This is a genomic window from Streptomyces sp. NPDC002853 (genome assembly GCF_053591915.1).
The window spans coordinates 1-19,966 of record NZ_JBSFUS010000028.1 but is presented as its reverse complement, the minus strand read 5'-3'; the positions used below and the strand labels follow the sequence as shown (position 1 = coordinate 19,966).

The window sequence follows — 19,966 nt, the reverse complement described above, 5'->3', positions numbered from 1 at the left end:
CGTTGATCAACCGCCTGCCCGCGGCCCACCGCGCCACCAACTCCGCATCCAGCGCCTCACCCGCAGACACCAGCGTGGTCACCGAGGCCAGATCGGCATCGTCGAGCGTCCTCAAGACTGCCGGCGGCAGCGTCGCGTGCGTCACGTCGCGATACACGCCCGGGTCGAGAACGCCGCTGCCCGGCACCGGTTCCCCGGCCGCAGCCATGACCAGCGTCGCGCCCGCACACAGCGTCACGAACACTTCCGACACCGCCGCATCGAACCCGACCGAAGCGAACTGCAACACCCGCGAACCGCGCTCCACCGCGAACCGCTCACCCTGCGCGGCCACCAGATTGGCGAGCCCGTCGTGGCTGACTGCCACGCCCTTCGGAGTGCCCGTCGAGCCGGACGTGTAGATGACGTAGGCCAATCCTGCCGGATCGATGACCACGTCTGGCGCGACCGTGGGGAGGGCGGCCAGCCTCGCGGTCGTCGCCGAGTCGTCGACGGTGACCAGTCGCTCCCGCTCGACGGGCAGATCAGCCAGGGCGTCCTGGGTTCCGAGGACGTACTCCACACGACTGTCCGCGAGCATGAACTCCGCGCGCTCGGTCGGCAGCGCGGCATCGACAGGCAGATAGGCCGCACCCGCCTTCAGCACGGCCAGCATCGCCGTCACCAGCCCAGCCCCCTGCGGCAGGCACAGGCCGACCAGCGACTCACGCCCCACACCCAGGTCACGTAGGTGGTGCGCCAGGCGATTGGCCGCCGCGTCAAGCGACCGGTACGAGAGGTCGACGCCGTCGGCCGTCACAGCGACCGTCTCCGGCACGGCATCCACCTGCCGGCCGAACAGCTCCAGGACCGACTCGCCCTCCACAGGGGTGACGGTGTCATTCCATCCACTGACCAGCATGTCGTGATCGTCTGCCGAGAGAAAATCGACCGTGCCCAACCGGAGGTGGGGCGCCGAGCTCACCTGCCCGAGCACGCGAACGAACCAGCCGGCCAGCCTGGCGGCAGAGGAGGCGTCGAACAGGTCCGCCGCAGTTGTCACCACGCCACGCCAGCCCGCCGGCCTGCCCTCGCCGTCGAACTGCTCGGCCATGACCACGTCGACGTCGAACTTGGCGGGCTGCGGCATCGGGCCGATGCCGGAAGGGGCGCCGTCCGCACCGCCGCCACCACCGCCACCGGCTCCGGCCGTCGGCAGGTCCACCGTGGCGCGCTCCGTGTTCTGCACGGTCAACCCGACCTGGAACAGCGGATGGCGCGCCATGGAACGCTCGGGTGCCAGCTCCTCCACCAGCCGCTCGAACGGCACGTCCTGGTGCGCGAACGCCCCCAGACTCGCGTCTCGCACCCGTGCCAGCACCTGCCGGAACTCCGGATCACCGGAGAGATCCGTACGGATGACCAGCGTGTTGAGGAAGAACCCGACGAGGTCGTCCAGCGCCTCGTCGTTGCGTCCCGCGATCGGCGATCCGATGGGGATGTCGCTGCCGGCACCCAGCCGCGACAGCGTCACCGCCAGCGCGGCCTGCATCACCATGAACGCCGTCACGTTCTCGGAACGGGCCAACTCCGCCAACTGCGCGTGCACCTCGGCCGACACGCGGAACCCCGTAGCGTGCCCGCGGTGGCTGGCGACTGCCGGTCGCTGCCGGTCGATCGGCAGCGCCAGCTCCTCCGGGGCTCCGGCGAGCGCCCGACGCCAGTAGTCGACCTGCCGGGACAGCAGGCTCTCGGGGTCGTCCTCTTCTCCCAGCAACTGCTGCTGCCAGAGCGTGTAGTCGGCGTACTGCACCGGCAATGCCTCGAACTCCGGAGCCTCACCGCCCAGCCGTGCCTCGTAGGCGGTGGTGACGTCCTTGGCCAGGGGGCCGCGGGACCAGCCGTCGGAGGCGATGTGGTGCATGACCACCACCAGCACCTGCTCGTTCTGGCCCAGCTCCTCGTCCTGGTCGACCTGCTCGTCCTGCTCGTCCTGGTCGACCTGGAACAGCCATCCCTTGATCGGCAGCTCACTCGACAGGTCGAAGGCATACCGCGACGCCTGGGCCACCGCCCCGGCCAGCTCCTCCGGCTCCACCTGGGAGACCTGAAGGGCCCAGTCCAGGTCCTGCGGGTCGAGGATGTGCTGGTACGGCTCGCCGTCGATGGCCGGGAAGACCGTCCGCAGCGATTCGTGCCGCCCGATCACATCCCGCAACGCCGCACCCAGCGCGTCGACGTCCACATCACGCATGCGGATCGGAGTGGGGATGTTGTAGGTGGCGCTGGGGCCCTCTAGTTGGGCCAGGAACCACAGTCGCCGCTGCGCGAACGACAACGGCACCTGCTCCGGCCGCACCGCGGCCCGCAACGGCGTCCGAGCCTGCCCGGCAACCTCTGCCAGCTGAACCGCCAACGCGGCGACCGTCGGGGCCTCGAACAACGACCGGACCTCGACCTCCACCCCCAACACGACTCGGATCCGCGACACCAAACGCACCGCCAACAGCGAATGGCCGCCCAGATCGAAGAAGTTGTCGTCGACGCCGACGGACTCCAGACCCAGGACCTCGGCGAACGCCGCACACAGCGCCACTTCCACCGGTGTGGCCGGGGCGCGCCCCGTGCCGGCGACGTACTCGGGGGCGGGCAGTGCCTTGCGGTCGAGCTTGCCATTGGCCGTCAGCGGAAGTTCCGGCAGCGAGACGACGGCAGCCGGGACCATGTACTCCGGCAGCCTCCCCGCCACGAACTCCCGCAAGCCCCGCACCTCTTCACCATCGGTCGGCACGACGTAGGCGATCAGGCGCTTCTCGCCGGGGGTGTCCTCGCGGGCGATCACCACGGCTTGGGTCACGTCCGGGTGGGACAGCAGGGTGGCTTGGATCTCGCCCGGCTCGATACGGAACCCGCGTACCTTCACCTGCTCATCCGCACGCCCGGCGAAGACGAGCTGCCCGTCCGGGCTCCACTTCACCAGGTCCCCGGTCCGATACATCCGCTCACCGGCTCCCGGGCCGAACGGGCAGGCCACGAACCGCTCACCGGTCAGCGACGGACGCCCCACATACCCGCGGGCCAGCCCCGCACCGGCGACATACAACTCACCGGTCACCCCGACCGGCACCGGCTGGAGGGTGTCATCCAGCACGAACAGGCGGGTGTTGGCGATCGGGGCACCGACCGGCACCACCCCACCAGCCACCAACTCCCCGGTCAGCTCGGCGGTAGCGACACCAATCGTCGTCTCCGTCGGACCATAGTGGTTGAACACCCGCCGACCCCCGGCAGCAGCCAGCAGTTCCCGCACCCAACCGACCGATGCCGCCTCGCCGCCCAGGACGAGGGAACCAGCAGGAAGCAGCGGCTCGATACCCGCCGCAGACGTCAACGCCTGCAGATGCGACGGCACCACCTTGAACGCATCAATACCCTGCCCGGCCACATACTCCGCCACCGCATCCGGATCGGTCACCGACTCCTCATCCAGCACGTGGAGTTGACCACCCGTGGCCAAACTGGAGAACACCACCGTGTTACCCAGATCCGTCACCTGCGCCTGCAACAGCGCATACCTCGCCCCCGCAACCACCCAACCCAACCGCGACGACGCCGACGACACATAGTTGGCCAGCGACCCATGCGTCACCGCCACACCCTTCGGCACCCCCGTCGAACCCGACGTATAAATCACATACGCCAACCCCGCCGGATCAACGTCCAGCCCCACAGCCGTACCCGCGTAACCCTCCAGCAGGGCGGTCGTCGTCGGGTCGTCCACAGCGATCATCCGCACCCGACCCGCCGGCAGATCATCCAGCGCATCCCGCGTACCCAGCACCACCTGAACACGACTGTCACCCAGCAGATACGCCACCCGCTCCGTCGGCAACCCGCCGTCGATCGGCAGGTACCCGGCGCCCGCCTTCCACACCGCCAAGATCGCCGTCACCATCTCCACACCCCGCGGCAGACACAACCCCACCACCGACTCACGCCCCACACCCACATCACGCAAATAGCACGCCAGCCGATCAGCAGCCGCACCCAACTCCCCGTACGTCAACTGCTCCCCATCGGCAACCACCGCAACCCCACCCGGGACAGCCGCCACCTGCCGCTCGAACAACTCCACCACCGAAGAGCCGGCCACATCCGACGTGGTGTCGTTCCACTCCACCAACACCCGATCCCGCTCCCCGGCACCGAGCACATCCACCGCAGACAGCCGCACCTCGGGAACCTCGGTCACCGTAGTGAGCACCTGCACGAGCCAGTCGGCCATCCGCCCGGCTGTCGGCTCGTCGAACAGGTCGGCCGCGACCGTCACCGCCCCCCGCAGACCCGCCGGCCTGCCCTCGGTGTCAAACACCTCTCCCAGGGACACCCACAGGTCGAACTTCACCAACGTGGCCATGTCGGCCGAATCCAGACCTGTGCCGCCGCCGGCGCGGACGCCGGGCATGTCCAGGGACGCGTTGCCGCTGGTCTGCATGGTCAGCACGACCTGCGCCAGAGGATGGCGCGCCATCGACCGGGACGGCGCCAGCTCCTCCACCAGGCGCTCGAACGGCACGTCCTGGTGCGCGAACGCGCCCAGACTCGCCTCCCGCACCCGGGCCAACACCTGCCGGAACTCCGGATCACCCGACAGGTCGGTGCGTATGACCAGCGTGTTGAGGAAGATCCCGACCAGATCGTTCATCGCATCGTCGGTACGACCCGCGATCGGCGACCCGATCGGAATGTCGGTACCGGCCCCGAGCCGCGACACCGTCACCGCCAACGCCGCCTGCAGCACCATGAATGTCGTCACGCCCTCGGCACGGGCGAGGTCCACCAGCCGCTGGTGTGCCTCGGTGGGAATGCGCACCGGCGCCCGGTATCCGACATGGCTTGCGACAGCCGGTCGCGGGTGGTCGGTCGGCAGCGTCAGTTCCTCCGGCGCGCCGGCGAGCGTCCGCCGCCAGTACTCCACCTGCCGCGACAGCAGGCTTTCCGGATCCGACTCATCGCCCAGCAACTCCCGCTGCCACACCGCGTAATCCGCGTACTGCACCGGCAGCGGCTCGAACACCGGGGCCTCACCACGCAGGCGCGCCGCGTACGCCGCCGACAGATCCCTGCTCAGCGGCCCCATCGACCAGCCGTCGCCCGCAATGTGGTGCAGCAACACCAACAGCACCTGCTCGCCCGCACCGTCCTGGCCGTTCTGGCCGTTCTGGCCCTTCTGGAACAGCCACACCCGAATCGGCAACTCCGCCGACAGGTCGAACGCGTACCGCGACGCCCGGCTGACGGCTTCGCCCAGCTCGTCGGGTTCCACCTGGGTGACTTCAAGAGCCCATTCGAGTTCGTCCGGGTCGAGGACCTGCTGGTAGGGCTCGCCGTCCACGGCAGGGAACACCGTCCGCAGCGACTCGTGCCGCGTGATCACGTCCCGCAGTGCCGCACCCAACGCGTCGACGTCCACACCGCTCACGCGGATCGGTGTGGGGATGTTGTACGTGGGACTGGGACCCTCGAGTTGAGCCAGGAACCACAGCCGCCGCTGCGCGAACGACAACGGCAACCGCTCCGGACGTACCCCCGCCCGCAACGGCAGCCGGGCCCGGTCCGCCTCCGGACCGGCGAGGCGCGCGGCCACCTCCGCTACCGTCGGGGCCTCGAACAGCGACCGCAACGACAGCTCCACTCCGAGGACGGAGCGGATTCGTGCCGCCAGCCGGACCGCGAGCAGCGAATGCCCACCCAGGGCGAAGAAGCTGTCGTCCACCCCGACCGACTCCACACCCAGCACCCCGGCGAACACCGCGCACAGAATCTCTTCCTCCGGCGTCGCCGGACCCCGGCCTGCGCCAGTGGCGTACGCCGGTGCGGGGAGCGCCTTGCGATCGAGCTTGCCGTTCACCGTCAACGGGAACTCCGCCAACTCCACCACCGCGGCCGGCACCATGTACTCCGGCAACCGCGCGCCGACGAATGCCTGCAGGGCCTCGGTGTCGAGACCGGCCGTTTCCCCGACGACGTACGCGACGAGCCGCCTGTCGCCCGGCGTGTACTGGCGGGCGATCACCGCGGCCTGCCGGACATCGGAATGGGTGAGCAGCGCCGCCTCGATCTCGCCCGGCTCGATGCGGAAACCGCGGATCTTGACCTGCTCATCCGCGCGCCCGGCGAAGTACAACTGCCCGTCCGGGCTCCACTTCACCATGTCCCCGGTCCGGTACATCCGCTCACCACCGGAACCGAACGGGCAGGCCACGAACCGCTCACCCGTCAGCGACGGACGACCCACGTAGCCACGCGCCACGCCTGGACCGGCCACATACAACTCGCCGGTGACGCCCACCGGTACGGGTCGGAGGGTTTCGTCCAGCACGTACAGGCGGGTGTTGGCGAGTGGCGTGCCGATCGGCGGCTCGTCGTCGGTCGCGAGCGGGGCCGACATCGACGCACACACCGTGATCTCCGTCGGCCCGTACGCATTGATCATCCGGCGGCCCGGAGCCCACTGCCTGACCAAGCTCGGGTCCAGCGCCTCGCCACCCACCACCAGCGTCCGCACGGACGCCAGATCCTCCGCAGCAAGCGCACCGAGCGCCGCGGCCGGCAGAGCCACGTCCGTCACCCCGTGGCGCGCCACGACCTCCGCGAGCCCTCCGCCCGGCAGCAGTTCGTCCGCCGGAGCCGTCACCAGGGTCGCTCCCGTGCCCAGCGCCATCAGCACATCACACACGGCGACATCGAAGCCGGTCGAGACGAACTGCAGCACCCGCGACCCCAGTCCCACCGCCATCCGCTCGCGCTGCGCCGCCACGAGGTTCGCCGCGCCGCTGTGCGAGACCGCCACGCCCTTCGGTGTGCCTGTCGAGCCGGACGTATAGATGACATACGCGAGCCCCGCCGGGGCGATGGACACCCCCGGCGCGGTGCCAGCGGCCTCCGACGATCGACCCAAGTCCTCCGGGCCGACGACGAGGTCCACCCCCGCGTCGGCGAACATGAACTCCAGACGCTCGGGGGGCAGCGCAGCGTCGACCGGCAGGTACGCCGCGCCCGCCTTCCACACGCCCATGATCCCGACGATCATCTCGGGGGCTCGCGGGAGCCGGACGCCCACGACTGACTCCGGTCCCACGCCCCGGCTGCGCAGGTGGTTCGCCAGCCGGTTGGCCGCGGCGTCCAGCTCGGCGTACGACAGCTCCTCGCCGTTCCCGACCACCGCCACCGCATCCGGGGCGGCTGCCACCCACTGCCCGAACAACTCCACAATCGAAGAACCCGCAACCGCGAGCGCCGAGTCGTTCCACTCCCGAAGCAGCACGTCCCGCTCATCCGCCCCGAGCACGTCCACCTGACGCAGCCGCAGCTCGGGGGCCGCGATCACCGACTCGAGCACCCGGACGAGCCAGTTCGCCATCCGCTCGGCTGTCTCCGCCTCGAACAAGTCCGCCGACGCGGTGAGCGCGCCACGGAGACCGGCCGGGCGCCCCTCGTCGTCGAGCACCTCGGACAGCATCACCTCCAGGTCGAGCTTCGCCGTCACCACGGCTGCGCCACCGACCACCGTTGCTCCGGAATCGGCCCGGGTGGTCCCGGTCGACTCGGCGGCCGCACGTTCAGCGTTCTGTACGTCCAGCGTCACCTGGAACAGCGGGTGCCGCGCCATCGAGCGCGACGGCGCCAGCTCCTCCACCAACCGCTCGAAAGGCACGTCCTGATGGGCCAGGGCGTCCAGACCGGCCTCCCGCACCCGCGCCAGAACCTGCCGGAACTCCGGGTCTCCAGTGAGGTCGGTACGGATGACCAACGTGTTGACGAAGAACCCGACGAGGTCGTCCAGCGCCTCATCGGTACGGCCGGCCACAGCCGAGCCGATCGGGATGTCGGTACCGGCCCCCAGGCGGGACAGCATCACGCACAGCGCGGCCTGCATGACCATGAACGTCGTCACGCCCTCGGACCGCGCCAGCTTCACCAGCTGCTCGTGCACCTCAGCGGAGATGCGCATCGGCACCCGATGACCGGTGTGGCTCGCCACCGCGGGACGCTGCCGGTCCGTCGGCAGCACCAGCTCCTCCGGAGCACCCGCGAGCGTCCGCCGCCAGTACTCCACCTGCTGCGACAGCAGGCTCTCCGGATCCGACTCCTCGCCCAGCAGCTCCCGCTGCCACAAGGCGTAGTCGGCGTACTGCACGGGCAACGGCTCCCATGTCGGAGCCTCACCCCGCAACCGCGCCTCATACGCCGTCGACAGATCCCGCCTCAGCGGCCCCATCGACCAGCCGTCGGAGGCAATGTGGTGCATGACGACATGGAGCAGCTGCCTGTCCGAACCGTCCCGGACCAGCCATGCCTTGATGGGCAGTTCACCGGCGAGGTCGAACGTGTACTTCGAAGCCCGCGCCACGACGTCCGCCACACCGCCGGGCGCGCCCTGGGACACCTCCAGTTCCCAGCTGACATCGCTCGGATCCACGATCCGCTGGTAGGGCTCTCCGTCCACGGCGGGGAACACCGTGCGCAGCGACTCGTGCCGCGCGATCACGTCACGGAACGCCAGCTCGAGCGCAGCGGCGTCCACGTCTCCGTTCAGCGCGTGCGGCACGGTGATGTTGTACGTCGCGTTCGGCCCCTGGAGTTGGTCGATGAACCACAGTCGCCGTTGTGCGAACGACAGCGGGACCTGCTCCGGCCGCACGTCTGCTCGCAACGGCGTACGCACCTGCCCCGCGCCGTCGGCCAGCTGCGCCGCCAGGCCCGCGGGCGAGGGCTTCTCGAACAACGCCCGGACCCCGACCTCCACTCCCAGCAACGCACGCACCCTCGAGATCAGCCGGACGGCAATCAGGGAGTGTCCGCCGAGCAGGAAGAAGTTGTCGTCGACTCCGACCGCATCCACGCCGAGGACGTCGGCGAAGGCGGCGCAGAGTATCTCTTCCTGGACGGTGGCCGGCGCACGGCCTGCCCCAGTGGCGAACTCCGGCGCCGGGAGGGCCTTGCGGTCGAGCTTGCCGTTGGTCGTCAGCGGCAGCTCCGGCAGCGTCACGAAGGCGGCGGGCACCATGTAGTCCGGCAGTCGGGAGGCGACCAGTTCCCGTAGACCTTCCGGCTCGTGGCCGTTGGGCACCACGTAAGCCACCAACTGTCGGTGACCGGGGCTGTCCTCGCGGGCGATCACCGCGGCCTGTGTGACGTTCGGGTCGGTCAGCAGGGCGGCTTCGATGTCTCCCGGCTCGACACGGAACCCGCGGATCTTCACCTGCTCATCCGCACGGCCGGCGAACACCAACTGTCCGTCCGGGCTCCACTTGACCAGGTCCCCGGTCCGGTACATCCGCTGCCCGGCCCCCGGGCCGAAGGGGCAGGCCACGAACCGCTCGCCCGTCAGTCCTGGACGGCCCACATAGCCACGCGCCAACGCGGAACCCGCAACATACAACTCGCCCGTGACCCCGATCGGCACCGGCTGCAGCGCCGGGTCGAGCACGAACATGCGGGTGTTGGCGATGGGCCGGCCGAAGGGCACCACACCCGAACGGCCGGCATCGACCGTCCCGATCGCCGTGATGACCGTCGCCTCGGTCGGACCGTAGGCATGCACCAGGTCCCGCCCCGGCGACCAGGTGCGCGCCACCGCCTCACTGACCGCCTCGGACCCCACCACCATGGGCCCGACCCGCGCCAGATCGTCCGGATCCAGCACCTCCAGCAGCGACGGCACCACACTCGCCGCCCCCACCCCCTCCAACTCCCGCAACCGCCGCGGCTCCCGACGCTGCTCCTCACTCGCGATCCATAACGTGGCACCCGAAGCGAGAGCCACCGCCACGTCCAGCACAGAGGCGTCGAAACTGAACGACGCGAACTGCAACACCCCCACACCCGGACCCGCACCCATCACCGGACCAAACACCGACACCAAATTCGCCACCGAACCGTGCGAAACCCCCACACCCTTCGGCGTCCCAGTCGACCCCGACGTGAAGATCACATACGCCAGCGAGGCTGGATCGACAGCCACATCCGATGCCATCTCCGACGCATCGGCAGATGCCTCCAACTCCTCTACGCCAACCGTGAGTTCCACCCCGGCGTCGACGAGCATGACCTCCACCCGCTCCGCCGGAAGCGCAGAATCGATCGGCAGATACGCCGCGCCCGCCTTCCACACCCCGAGAATCCCCACGACCATCTCCGGACCACGCGGCAACCGCAGCCCCACCACCGACTCACGACCCACACCCCGACCACGAAGCCAACTCGCCAGCCGACTCGCCGCCACATCCAACGCGCCGTACGTCAGCTCCACACCCTCAAACACCACCGCCGCCGAATCCGGAGACTCGGACGCCCACCGCTCGAAGGACGCCGGCACCGACACATCCACCACATCGACGGCCGTGTCATTCCACTGCCGCACCACCACGTCACGCTCTTGCGGCTCAAGAATGTTCAGCGCGTCCAGCCGCGGGTCGGGACTTCCGCCCAGCACGGCGTCCAGTGCATTGAGCACGCTTTCCACCGCTGTACGCATCAGGTGGCCGACTGCAGCCGCGTCGATCGGCTGCACGGCCTCAACGCTCAGGCTGAGCTTCTCCGGACCGAGATCATTGACTGCCACGGTGAGCGGATAGTTGGTCCGCTCCCGTCGAGAGAGATGCTTCACGCCCTCGACCTGTCGATCCCCGGACGCATCGGCTTTCTGGACACCGTGCCGGTAGTTGAACAGCGAGGTGAACACGGGCATGTCGCCGACGACGGCGCTCGCCCGCTGGGCCATCGCCAGCGGCGCATGCTCATGCTCCAGCAGCGCCGCCAGCTGGTCCCGCATCCCCTCAACGGCCGCACGCACCCCGACACCAGCGGTTCGTATCCGCACCGGCAACGTGTTCATGAACGGGCCGAGCACCCGGTCGGCACCGGCACCCGCGTTCATCCGGCCGAACAACACGGTGCCGAACACCACATCATCCCGGCCCGCGAGGGTGGCCAGCACCCGGGCCCACGCCACGTGCAGAACGGTCGCCGGGCTGACACCCAGCTCCCGCGCCACCCTCCGCAGGGCCGCGACCTGCTCGCCGGGCAGAGGCACCCGCTCAGCTGCGACATCGGCGCCGTCGCCCTGGACACCGAGCAGCCCGTAGGGGGCGGTCGGCTCGGTCACGTCGCTCAGGAGGTCGGCGAAGAACCGCTCGTGCTCCTCCCGCGGCACCGCACGCGTCTGCGCCACGAAGTTCCGGAACGGCAACGCCGGCGCCATGTCCACGGCCTCGCCGGACAACACCGCCCGCAGCTCGCCCAGGAGCATGTCCATGCCCAGGTGGTCCTGCACCATGTGGTGCATGCGGACAACGGCCAGCCAGCGCCCCTCGGGTGCCTGGGCCGCGTGCAGGTCCATAAGCGGCGCACGGCCCAGGTCCATTACCGACCCGGCTCGTGCCATCAGGTTCTCGGCCGAGGCGGTCGGTTCCGTGCCCACGGCCTCCAGGGTGTGCTCTACGACCGGGAGTTCGGCCCGCCGCCACACCACCTGAACGGGCTCGCGCAGCCCTTCCCACACCACACCCGTGCGGTAGATGTCGTGCCGGTCGACCACCTGCTGCAACGCCTGCACGAACTCATCCAGCCGGGAGCGCGAGTCGAACTCCACGACGCGCGCGGTGAGATAGACGTCCTCCCCATCACCGGCCATCAGGTGGTGGAAGAACATCCCTTCCTGCAGCGGTGCCAGCGGATAGATGTCCGCCACATTCGCCACCCCGCCGTCGACCGTCGCGACGACCCGGTCGATGTCGGTCTGCGACAGCTCCACCAGGGGCAGCATCTCCGGTGTGATCTGCTCGGCGTCTGCGGGGATCAGGTTCTCCGGCACCTCGAGCGTCCCGACATCAGCCGTCCGCGCCAGGCCCGCGGGCGTCGGCGACTCGAACAGGGCACGTACCGACACGGCTACGCCTCGCCCTCGCAGTCGTTCGACCAGCGAGATCGCCAGCAGCGAGTGGCCGCCTCGTGCGAAGAAGTCGTCGTCGACCCCGATCGATTCCACGCCCAGGACCTCGGCGAAAGCCACACACAGGATCTCCTCGCGCACCGTCGCCGGTCCGCGGCCGTCGCCTGCGGTGTACTCGGGTGCCGGGAGGGCCTTGCGGTCGAGTTTGCCGTTGGCCGTCAGCGGCAACTCCGGCAGCGTCACGAACGCGGCCGGGACCATGTACTCCGGCAACCGGCTGGCCACGAACGCACGCAGATCATCGAAGTCGAGATCCTCGGCGTCGGCCGGCACGAGGTAGGCCACCAACCGCTTGTCACCCGGGTTGTCCTCGCGTACGACCACCGCGGCTTGTGTGACGTTCGGGTCGGTCAGCAGGGCCGCTTCGATCTCCCCGGGCTCGATACGGAACCCACGGACCTTCACCTGCTCATCCGCCCGGCCCAGGAAGGCGAGCTGTCCCTCCCGGGTCCACCGCACCCGGTCCCCGGTCCGGTACATCCGCTCACCGGAACCCGACCCGAAGGGGCAGGCCACAAACCGCTCACCCGTCAACCCCGGACGGCCCAAGTAGCCACGCGCCACCCCGGCACCAGCGATATACAACTCACCCGCCACCCCCACCGGCACCGGCCGCAAACCCTCATCCAGTACATACAGCCGGGTATTGGCGATCGGCCCGCCGATCAACGGCTCCCCGACATGGCCCGGCTCCACCCGAGCCGATGTGGACCAGACCGTGGTCTCCGTCGGCCCGTACACGTTCACCACCCCGGCCGCCGCCTGCGCCAGCCGGCCCGCGAGATCCGCGGGCAGCGCCTCGCCACCCACCAGCACCCGCACCCCGCCCAGATCCACCCGACCACCGGCCAGCACCGACCGCCACAACGTCGGCGTGGCCTGAACGACACTCGCCCCGCTCTCCTGGATCGTGCGGCCGAAGGCATCCTGGTCATAGACCAGCTCCTTGGCGCCCATCACCACCGCCGCACCGTGGGTGAGTGGCAGGAACAGTTCCAGACCAGCGATGTCGAACCCGACCGTCGTCAGCGCCAGCAGCCGATCCTCACGGCTCAGACCCAGCTGCTGCTGCATCCCAACCAGCAGATTCACCAGCGCCGCACGCGAGACCACCACACCCTTGGGCCGCCCCGTCGACCCAGAGGTGTAGATGACATACATCGGATGGCCGCCCGCCACCGGCACCCGGCGGTCCGCATCCGTCACATTCGCCGCCGAACACGCCCCGATCTCAGCGGCCGTGTCCGCATCATCGACGAGCGCCACCGGGCCTGCACCCGGCACCCCCTGCGCCAGCTGCACGGACGACAGCACCGTCACCGGCGCGGACTCCGCGAGCATGAACTCCAGCCGCTCGGCCGGATAATCCATATCCAGCGGCAGATACCCCGCACCCGACTTCGCCACCGCCAACAACGCCACCAGCAGCTCGACCGAACGAGGCAAGGCCACCGCCACAAACCGCTCCGGCCCCGCCCCCCGCGCCAGCAACCACCACGCCAACCGGTTCGCCCGCTGATTCAACTCCCCATACGACACCTCCCGGCCGCCCGAAACCACCGCGACCGCGTCCGGGCACCTGGCCGCCCACCCCTCGAACCGCTCCACCAAACCCACACCAGGCACGGCCACAGCAGTCTCGTTCCACTGCCCGACCACAAGATCCCGCTCGACCGCATCGAGCACGTCCACCGCATGCAAAGCAACATCCGGAGCAGCAGTGACCGCATCCACCACACCCACAAACCAGTCCGCAAGCCTGGAAGCCGTCTCCGCCTCAAACAGGTCCACGGCCACGGTCATCCCGCCGCCGACACCCGCCGGCCGACCCTGTTCGTCGAAGACTTCGTGCAGCGACACGTCCATGTCGAAACGCGCGGCACTCCCTGACCCGTGAAACGGCTCCGAGCGGACCTCGGGCAGATCCAGCGTCGCGGACTCCAGGTTGCGCAACGTCAACAGCACCTGGAAGAGGGGGTGGCGGGCCAGGGAGCGGGAGGGTGTCAGCTCTTCCACCAGGCGTTCGAAGGGCATGTCCTGGTGTGCGAACGCGGCCAGGCTCGTCTCCCGCACCCGTGCCAGGATTTGCCGGAAGTCCGGGTCGCCGGAGAGGTCGGTGCGGATGACCAGGGTGTTGATGAACAGTCCGACGAGGTCGTCCAGGGCCTCGTCGGTACGCCCCGCGATCGGCGATCCGATCGGGATGTCGGTGCCGGCACCCAGCCGCGACAGGGTCACGGCCAGCGCGGCCTGCGCCACCATGAACGTCGTCACGCCCTCGGCCCGCGCCAGCTCCACCATCCGCTGATGCACCCCGACCGGTATCCGCACCGGCACCCGATGACCCTGATGGCTTGCCACCGCCGGACGCTGCCGATCGACCGGCAGCTCCAACTCCTCCGGAGCACCCGCCAGCGCCTGCCGCCAGTACTCCACCTGCCGCGACAGCAGACTGTCCGGGTCCGACTCCTCGCCCAGCAGCTCCCGCTGCCACACCGCGTAATCCGCATACTGCACCGGCAATGGCTCCCACACCGGAGCCTCACCCCGCAGCCGCGCCTCATAAGCCGTGGAGACATCCCGAGCGAGCGGACCACGAGACCAGCCGTCGAAGGCGATGTGATGGACAACCAACACCAGCACCTGCTCGTCCGCCCCTGCCTGGAGCAGGCATGCCCGGATCGGCAGCTCCGCCGACAGGTCGAACGCATAGTTCGCAGCCTGCGCTGCGGTGGCCCTCAGCGCATCGGGCTCTACGTCGGTCACCGTGACGTGCCAGTCCAGCTCGTCCGGGTCGAGGATCTGCTGGTAGGGCTGGCCGTCGGTGGCCGGGAAGACCGTCCGCAGCGACTCGTGCCGCCCGATCACATCCCGTAGCGCCTGTTCCAGCACCGCGGCGTCCACGCCCTGTATGCGGATCGGAGTGGAAATGTTGTAGGTGGCGCTGGGGCCTTCGAGTTGCGCCAGGAACCACAGCCGCTGCTGCGCGAACGACAACGGCACTCGCTCCGGCCGCACTGCGGCCCCCAGCGGCATACGCGCCTGTCCGGCACCCTCCGCCAGCCGGCCCGCCAACCCGGCCACAGTCGGCGCCTCGAACAACGTGCGGACCTCAACCTCCACCCCCAACACAACCCGGATCCGCGACACCAACCGCACCGCCAACAGCGAATGCCCGCCCAGAGCGAAGAAGCTGTCAGCGACGCCGACCGATTCCAGACCCAGGACCTCGGCGAACGCCGCACACAGGATCTCCTCCTGCACGGTGGCCGGGGCGCGCCCCGTGCCGGCGACGTACTCGGGGGCGGGCAGTGCCTTGCGGTCGAGCTTGCCGTTGGCGGTCAGCGGCAGCTCCGGAAGCGTCACGAACGCGGCCGGGACCATGTACTCCGGCAGCCGCGCGGCCACCAACTCCCGCAGCCCCTCAGGCTCCTCGTCACCACCGGCCACTACATAGCCGACCAGGCGCTTGTCTCCCGGAGAGTCCTCACGGGCGACCACCACGGCCTGCCTGACGTCCGCATGCGTGAGCAAGGCGGCTTCGATCTCACCCGGCTCGATGCGGAACCCGCGGATCTTCACCTGCTCATCCGCGCGACCTGCGAACAGCAGTTGCCCGTCCGGGCTCCACTTCACCATGTCGCCGGTGCGGTACATCCGCTCCCCGGAGCCCGTCCCGAAGGGGCATGCCACGAACCGCTCACCCGTCAGCCCTGGACGGCCCACATAACCACGGGCCACCCCCACGCCGGCCACGTACAACTCGCCCGCCACCCCAACCGGCACCGGCTGAAGCCCCGCGTCCAAGACGTACAGGCGGGTGTTGGCGATCGGACCACCGATCGTGGGCTCATCGCCCGCAGCCAAGGGCACCGACATCGACGCACACACCGTGATCTCCGTCGGACCATACGCATTGATCAACCGCCTGCCCGCGGCCCACCGCGCCACCAACCCCGCATCCAACGCCTCACCCGCGGACACCAGCGTGGTCACCGAGTCGAGATCGACGTCGTCCAACGCACCCAGCACCGCCGGCGGCAACGTCGCATGCGTCACCCCGTGACGCGCCACCAACTCCACCAGACCGCCCCCCGGCAACAACTCATCCGCCGACGCCATCACCAGCCCCGCACCCGCGCACAACGTCACCAACACCTCAGAAACCGCCGCATCAAAACCGACCGAAGCGAACTGCAGCACCCGCGAACCGCGCTCCACGGCAAACCGCTCACCCTGCGCGGCCACCAGATTGGCGACCCCGTCGTGGGTGACTGCCACGCCCTTTGGTGTGCCCGTCGAGCCGGACGTATAGATCACATACGCCAGCCCAGCCGGATCAATGACCACATCCGGCGGCACATCAGCGCACGCATCCACCAACATCGCCGTCATCGGATCATCGAGGGCCACCATCCGCACCCGCCCAGCCGGCAGATCCTCCAGCGTCTCCCCCGCACCCAGCACCAACCCCACACGGCTGTCCGCCAGCATGTGCGCCACACGCTCCACCGGCAGACCCGCATCCAACGGCAAGAACGCCGCCCCCGCCTTCAACACACCCAACATCCCCGCAACCAAGTCACCACCCCGCGGCAGACACAAACCCACCACCGACTCAGCACCCACACCCTGACCCCGCAAGAAATGCGCCAGCCGATTCGACCGCACATCCAACTCGGCATACGACAACTCCCCCTCACCCACCACCACCGCAACCGCCCCTGGAACCTCCCGCGCCCGCCGCCCAAACAGCTCCACCACCGACACACCCGACACACCCGACACATCGACGGCCGTGTCATTCCACCCCGACACCAACAACTCACGCTCATCCACACCCAGCACATCCACCGCACCCAACGCCACATCCGAGCCGCCGTTCACGACCTCGGTGAGCGCAGCGACCACACCCTCCGTCGCAATGCACACCATCCGACCCAACGCCCGCGGATCCAGACTGTCGACCGTCTGCATGCTCAGACCGAGGCCGTCCGATCCAAGGTCGTTGACCGACACCCCCAGCGGGTAGTTGCTCCGCTGCTCGCCGAACACGGTGCGGATTCCCTTCACCGGCCGCTGCTCGCCCAGCTGTTCGTCGGTCGCGGACGGAGCCGGCCGTGAGATGTGCCGGTAGTTGAACAGGGATGTGAAGAGGGGGGTGTGGTCGGCGATGCCGCTGGCCTGCTGCGCCACTGCCAGCGGAGCGTGCTCGTGCTCCATCAGGGCGGTCAGCTGGTCCCGCATCTGCTCGACCGCGGCGCGCACGCCGACCTGGCCGGTCCGCACCCGCATGGGAAGGGTGTTCATGAACGGACCGACGACACGGTCGGCGCCCTCGCCCGCGTTCATCCGGCCGAAGAGCACGGTCCCGAACACCACGTCATCCCGGCCCGACAGCGTCGCCAGCACCCGGGCCCACACCACATGCATGACAGTCGCGGTGCTGACACCCAGTTCGCGCGCCACCCGCCGCAGCTCGTCAGTGAGACCCACGGGCAGCGGCATGCCCGCCTCAACGATCCCGCTGCCGTCGCCGCGCGCTTCGAGCAGCCCGTAAGGGGCGGTCGGCTCAGTCACGTCACCCAACAACTCGGCGAAGAACCGCTCGTGCTCCTCCCGCGGCACCGCACGCGTCTGCGCCACGAAATTCCGGAACGGCAACGCCGGCGCCAGCTGGTCGGCCGCGCCGGACAACACCGACCGGAGTTCTTCCAGCAAGACGTCCATACCAAGGTGGTCCTGCAGCAGGTGATGCATCCGCACGACGACCAACCAACGGCCCTCGGCCACCTCCGCCGGATGCAGGTCCATCAGCGGGGCACGACCCAGGTCCATCGCCGAACCCGCCTGGGCGACGAGAGACTCCACCATCCCTGCCGGCTCCGTGGAGTCGAGCTCCAGGGAGTGCTCGATGACCGGCACCTCGACGTGCCGCCGTACCACCTGCAGCGGCTCTCGCAGGCCCTCCCAGGCGATGCCGGTGCGGTAGATGTCATGCCGGTTGACGACCTGCTGCAGAGCGTCCGCGAACGCGTCCAGCCGCGACCGCGAATCGAACTCAACAACCCGCACGGTGAGGTAGACGTCCTCGCCGTCACCGGCCATGAGGTGGTGGAAGAACATGCCTTCCTGCAGCGGCGCCAGCGGATAGACATCCGCCACGTTCGCCGCCCCGCCCTCGACCGTTGCGACCACCCGGTCGATCTCGGTCTGCTCCAGCTCCACCAGCGGCAACATCTCGGGCGTGATCTGCTCGGCACCATCCGGGATCAGGTTGTCGGGCACCTCCACCAGGGCGGTACCCGTCGCACGCCCCAACCCGGCAGCAAGGCCGGCAGGCGTCGGGTCCTCGAACAGCGTCCTGATCTTGACTTCCGCGGCCAGCCGGCCACGAATTCTCGACAGCAACCGGATCGCCAGCAGCGAGTGCCCGCCGAGTTCGAAGAAACTGTCATCGGCGCCGACCGACTCCAGACCCAGCACCTCCGCGAAGATCTCGCAAAGCGCAGCCTCGGTCTCGTTCGCCGGCGCCCGACCGACACCACCACCCGACTCCTCAGGAGCAGGCAGCCCCTTGCGGTCGAGCTTGCCGTTGGCGGTCAGCGGCAGCTCCGGCAGCGAGACAACCGCCGCCGGAACCATGTACTCCGGCAGCCTCTCCGTCACGAACTCCCGCAGGTTTTCAGGCTCTTCACCGTCCGCTGCCACGACGTAGGCGACCAGGCGCTTGTCGCCGGGGTTGTCCTCGCGGGCGATCACGACGGCCTGCGTGAGGTCGGGGTGGGAGCGCAGGGTGGTTTCGATCTCACCGGGCTCGATACGGAACCCACGGACCTTCACCTGCTCATCCACCCGACCAAGGAAGATGAGGTGTCCCTCCGGGCTCCACTTCACCAGGTCCCCGGTCCGATACATCCGCTCACCGGAACCAGGGCCGAAGGGGCAGGCCACGAACCGCTCACCCGTCAGCGACGGCCGACCCACATAACCCCGCGCCAGCCCCGCACCGGCGACATACAACTCACCGACGACACCCGTGGGGGCGGGAGCAAGCGCATCGTCCAGGACGTACAGGCGGGTGTTGGCGATCGGGGCACCGACCGGCACCACACCACCAGCCACCAACTCCCGCGTCAGCTCGGCGGTAGCGACACCGACCGTCGTCTCGGTCGGACCGTAGTGGTTGAACACCCGCCGACCACCGGCAGCAGCCGCCTCCACCAACTCCCGCACCCAACCGACAGGTGCCGCCTCGCCCCCGAGGACCACCGACTGCCCGGGCAACAGCGGCTCAATACCGGCTATGGATGTCAGTGCCTGCAGATGTGAAGGCACCACCTTGAACGCATCAATGCTTTGCTCGGCCAGATAGCCGACAACCGTATCCGGGTCGGTCACCGACTCCTCATCCAGCACGTGGAGTTGACCGCCCGTGGCCAGGCTGGAGAACACCACCGTGTTACCCAGGTCCGTCACCTGCGCCTGCAACAGCGCATACCTCGCCCCCGGCATCGTCCAACCAAGCCGCTCGGACACCGACGACACGTAATTGGCCAGCGACCCATGCGTCACCGCCACACCCTTCGGCACCCCCGTCGAACCCGACGTATAAATCACATACGCCAACCCCGCCGACTCCACCGCCACCCCAGGCAACGCGTCCGAAGCATCCACCGACCACGCCAACTCCTGCGCACCGACCACCACATCCACCCCGGCATCGGCCAGCATGAACTCCACTCGCTCCACCGGCAGCTCAGAATCGACCGGCAGATACGCCGCCCCGGCCTTCCACACCCCCAAAATCCCGACGATCATCTCCGCACCCCGAGGCAACCGCAGCCCCACCACCGACTCACGACCCACACCCTGCCCCCGAAGCCAGTTCGCCAGCCGATTCGCCGCCGCACCCAACTCCCCGAAGGTCAGCTGCCGGCCATCGGCAACCACCGCCACCGCAACCGGATC

1 protein-coding gene is annotated in these 19,966 nt (G+C 69.1%); it reads right to left on the bottom strand.

Annotation, left to right across the window (positions count from 1 at the left end):
- On the bottom strand, positions 1-19,966 hold a 19,966-nt coding region (locus ACWD02_RS41915; RefSeq protein WP_451221936.1), incomplete at both ends, for a non-ribosomal peptide synthase/polyketide synthase.